Source organism: Bradyrhizobium sp. (assembly GCF_049519115.1).
In the GTDB taxonomy this organism is placed as follows: Bacteria; Pseudomonadota; Alphaproteobacteria; order Rhizobiales; family Xanthobacteraceae; genus Bradyrhizobium.
Genome location: NZ_JBEKRB010000158.1, coordinates 1 through 4,106 on the forward strand (window position 1 = coordinate 1; position 4,106 = coordinate 4,106).

General features: G+C 55.5%; 5 protein-coding genes. 1 reads left to right on the forward strand and 4 read right to left on the reverse strand.

From position 1 onward, the window contains the following. The first annotated feature begins 385 nt into the window (after positions 1-385). A complete protein-coding gene (locus tag ABSE61_RS36360) occupies positions 386-781 on the forward strand; it encodes a hypothetical protein (RefSeq protein WP_423875979.1) in 396 nt (131 codons plus the stop codon). Positions 782-1,080: 299 nt separating this feature from the next. Here ABSE61_RS36360 and ABSE61_RS36365 read toward each other — a convergent pair whose 3' ends face one another. The 4 genes from ABSE61_RS36365 to ABSE61_RS36380 all read right to left on the reverse strand — a co-directional run bounded on the left by ABSE61_RS36365 (position 1,081) and on the right by ABSE61_RS36380 (position 3,884). Further along, positions 1,081-1,272, reverse strand: coding sequence for a hypothetical protein (locus ABSE61_RS36365; RefSeq protein WP_423875980.1), 192 nt, complete (start codon positions 1,270-1,272; stop codon positions 1,081-1,083). Between the two features lie 153 nt (positions 1,273-1,425). Continuing rightward, entirely contained in the window at positions 1,426-1,800 is a 375-nt protein-coding gene (locus ABSE61_RS36370; protein WP_423875982.1) for a DUF1488 family protein, read from the reverse strand. 352 nt (positions 1,801-2,152) lie between these two features. Further along, positions 2,153-2,266 (reverse strand): Flp family type IVb pilin, encoded by a 114-nt coding sequence (locus ABSE61_RS36375; protein WP_423875983.1) that lies wholly within the window; start codon positions 2,264-2,266, stop codon positions 2,153-2,155. A gap of 1,354 nt (positions 2,267-3,620) precedes the next feature. Next, entirely contained in the window at positions 3,621-3,884 is a 264-nt protein-coding gene (locus ABSE61_RS36380; RefSeq protein WP_423875981.1) for a hypothetical protein, read from the reverse strand. Positions 3,885-4,106 lie beyond the last annotated feature (222 nt).

Below are 4,106 nucleotides of genomic sequence, written 5' to 3' on the forward strand. Positions count from 1 at the left end.
GCGCCGTTCCTCATAGTCTCGACCAGCGTGACGAGAATGTCGAGCTTATCACCTCCTGGTGTCCCCCTGGACACGCCCCATAGCTTCTCGATCTCCGCGAGTGCGGCGGGGTATCAGTGCGGATCGGGCGGATTTGGGGCAGTAAGAGCGTCAATGGCATCGTATTCAGAGTGTGTCCGATATGCGCCTTGCAGTTCAGGTTGTTGCTTAAATGCTAACCCTCGGGCCCCTCATTTGCGATGTTTTCCCTGGATTAAAGCGGAAAGAGGGAGATGGTGGTTCGCGCGGGTATTAGCCTCGGAACGGATCGTCACCGCTGCCTGTCGCGGTGGGGAACAATTTACAGCTTCGCAGACTTTGGCATCTTCCCGGTTCAGGTGAGCCCGTGAAGCACTTCGGCACGATCCTAATAATGTTGATGCTAGGCACGCCAATGCTTTTGTCTGCACGCGATTTAGGGCAATGGGCATCCAGCGATGCCTCGGTTTCGCGCTGGTACAAGTCGCTCATGCAGCCGGACAATCCGACACTTTCGTGCTGCGGAGCTGCCGATGCCTATTACGCCGACTTATTTGAAACCGACGGGGATCGGTATGTTGCGATAATCACGGACATGCGCGATGATGGGCCACTCGGCCGGCACCATGTCGAGCCCGGCACGCGAATCCTCGTGCCGAACACCAAACTGAAAGTCGATAGCGGCAATCCTGCGGGTCACGGTGTAATCTTCCTCAGCTCTAGCGATACCGTGTTCTGCTTCGTGGCGCCTGGGGGAATGTAAAGAGTCAGAGCGCGAAGCCACCCACGAGGGAGGGCTTGGCAACGTCCTGAAGGCGGATTTTCGCCTTTAGGGCTGTCTCGCCTGCAGGCGTGATGAGGTACCTAGCGCCTCCGTCGGCTGGTTTTTGCTCCTCAATCCAACCCTTCGCTACCATTCCTGCAATGCAATAGTTCCCTTTTGCCGGCGGGACGCAGCTTTGACAATGGCAGGCCCTGATATGCGTTCATCTTTTGCAAAGCGCTGCGCTCACGGTTGTGTGGAATATGGCTCGATCTTGCCGGAATTATTTGCTTTCGCCTTTAGCCCGAGCAGAGTCGCTCGAACGCTGGACTATTCACAATAGTGGTCAGCCTTTCGATTTGGCGCTGATAGGTGCGGAAGAGGCGGTCCTTGATTTCGGGCGAAAAGCTCGCGCCTTCGAGAGATGATAGCTTGTCAAGGAGCTCTTGTATTTCGCGGCTTTTCTTCTCGCGGAATTCGATCGCGTTCATTGCGAGGCTCTTTGGCACGAATCATTAATATGAAATGCAATTTGGCGCCCAGAATGGCGCAAATTTGGGGCAATCAGTTCGAGCTGAGAATTGGGGTTGCGAAAGCAGCCCGCCAGATTTGACGATTGGATCAAACCCGATCACACAACGTACTTAAGTAAAAATGCGCACAACCGATCCCGGCAGCCTCTCGCTTGCGTCGAAAATCTCCGAAGCGATGCGTTCTGTATCGTCGCGGTGCTCCAAGAAAAGTGCCTGCCGAGCAGCTGGCGTCGAGCCCTTGATTCCCAGGAGTTCGTCCATGGCGGCGTCGCTGATTTGACATTGGACCGGCTGATCTCCGTTCAGCATCAAGAATATGTACACCAACCGCCGCTCGTCGTGGCCAACTATCCGGCCCCTGGTCAGTGGCATTATTTGCTTTTCAAGTGCACTAATAGTTCCACTAATCTGCAAACTGCCTCCGGGTGCGACGGAAACGGTTGTTTTTATTTGGCAATCCATTCGTCGAGTACGGGCGGGGCGCATGCGGACCACGACCGGCTCGCCTTTGCAAAGTGGCTCAGCGCGTGCTTAGCACGCCACCGACAAATGTGTCTCGATCCCGCCGCGCGCCGTTGCCGTTCTTTCCGGGACGGCGGTGCAGTCATGACCAATGACCAACATCAAACTCCCCTAAAAACTGCATTGTAGGAGCCGCGAAGATCAAAAAATGGCACGAGGAGCGCCTGCGCCGATTGGCGACAAAGCGCAACCGGCAACGGGTCGCGCACGCAGGGCGAGAAATAGTCGGCGCAAAATTCCTGAACGCGATGCAACTGCGGGAAGGTCGTTTTTGGCGCGCGGAGACGGATGCACCGAGACAGGCTCAGGTCCACGCCTATTTCAATGAGCTATTGATTGACGTGAACTTGGTGTTGAGCTTTGTGCCAAGCCCGTTCACGGCCACGATACTGGCGAACGCGATGCCGGTTGCGATCAACGCAGACTCGATGGCGGTCGCGCCGGATTCGTATCACATATAAATTTGCGAACGAGATGATTCATTCCGTATTGTACGGAGGAGGTTTTAAGGCCGACTAAATTGACCAATAACAACAGCAGCCAGCGAATTAGGAAACCGCTAACCATCTACGGCGGGGGCCTGCGCAACCGGCAACGATCGGCCTCGCACGCGAGGCCGCTTAAGCGAAAATGGCATCAGAGAGTACGGGGCTTCGGTCCCGCGCTCACGTCGAGCTACAAATCGTAACCTTGCCTCAACCGACTAATCGCGGTGACCACTTCGCTTCGGTCAAGCACCTCAACTAACCTGCTTAGCAGACGCTCATAGTCGTGTATGGTGGGCTCGAGATATTCCTCAAGGATACGCTGGGCATTACTGATGGCTTGGAGCATCGTTTGTTGGTCGGTCATAACGTCATCCCGGGGAAATCACTAATGCGCCTTCTAAAATTATGTCTAGGCTGGCTGCAGTTTGTTCAATCAGATTTCGCAGCGCAGCCATCCGCCAAAAGCTGGTCGAACGCCTCTGGCGGATATCGGTGTCCGTCCGGCGCCGTAATCGCAATGTCACGATAGCTGGCCTCAGCTAATTCCGCGGCCTTTTTCAGGGCCGCCGCAGCTGTTTCACGCCGGAGTATGACCCGGCCGGAAGCGTCCGTTCCTGTGATCAAAAACCCCATGGGCGATAACCATCGCGCCGGAGACCGAGGCTGCGCACTAATAGTTTAGGTGAATGCGAGAGCGACCACGCCAGAGAAAAGCAGGATAACACCTGCAACAGTAACAGCGAGGAAGCTTTTAGAAGCGAATTCATCCCGCATTGTACACCACCCTTCGCGAGCCCTGATTGCAAATCAACGACGGTCCGGTTGCACAGTCAAAGAGTTTCCTTGCAAACATCCAATTTCGACGCGGGCTGATGTTTTAATGCAACACCCGTTCGAGAAGGCTTTATGGCCCTGAGCAAAAATCCGAGCCCGCAGGAGCGTCTTATTCATCGAACGTTCCGTGAATCTTTGTATACAAGGGCGAATAGCAAGGGCTCTTGGATGTTCCCCCAAGTCAGTTACCGCCAAAATGACCGCCGCGGCCGGGTAAGGGGGGGACGGTCAAGGTTTGGGGCCCCCCGGGACGCGGCCTTCAGAAGGGGTAGGCGGCGGCGCCACCGGTTGCCAACATAACAGCCCGCAAAAGCCTCATGAAAAGCCCCGACGAAACGACGATTGTTAAAAATCCTAACAAAAAAGCGCGGCACATATCACCAAAACGCCCAAGATACCAAGCGCGGTCATCCGGGAGCCCACAAGAGGCGAAAGCCGCCCCGGGCGTGCTGCCGGTCAAGGTTACTTCACGGCGTCACCAGTTGCCGCCTGATTGTTGCTTTCTGCGCAACCTGAGATAAACGCGGCTCGATCCCTTCTTAGCACCTTCGCGTCATTGGCCATTTTGGCGCATTCATTCAGCTTGAGTTGTTCAGCTCGCCTTTTTTCGGCAGCCGCGCGGAATTCGGGAGCGACGGTATTAGGATCGACCAGCTTTTGAGCGAAACTCGGTTGGAAGAATAACAAGAAAGCCGCAACTGCGGACAGATACCGAACCGACTTCATGGGTAAGCTCCGGGCGTTAGATGCAATCGTATTTCCCGTTGGCCATCCTGCCCTGCATCCAAGGTGGTGCCTAGCGAGGAAAGCAGAACGTTGCGGCGTAGAGTCGAAAACTGGGTTCACTTCAAAGCCCTGGTTGATTGGCGTCCCGCAGCGTAGGCGCTGGCGCCCCCTGGACGTTGATTGCCCGGGTTTCGACGATCTCCGTTCGCAGGCATTTGGTCA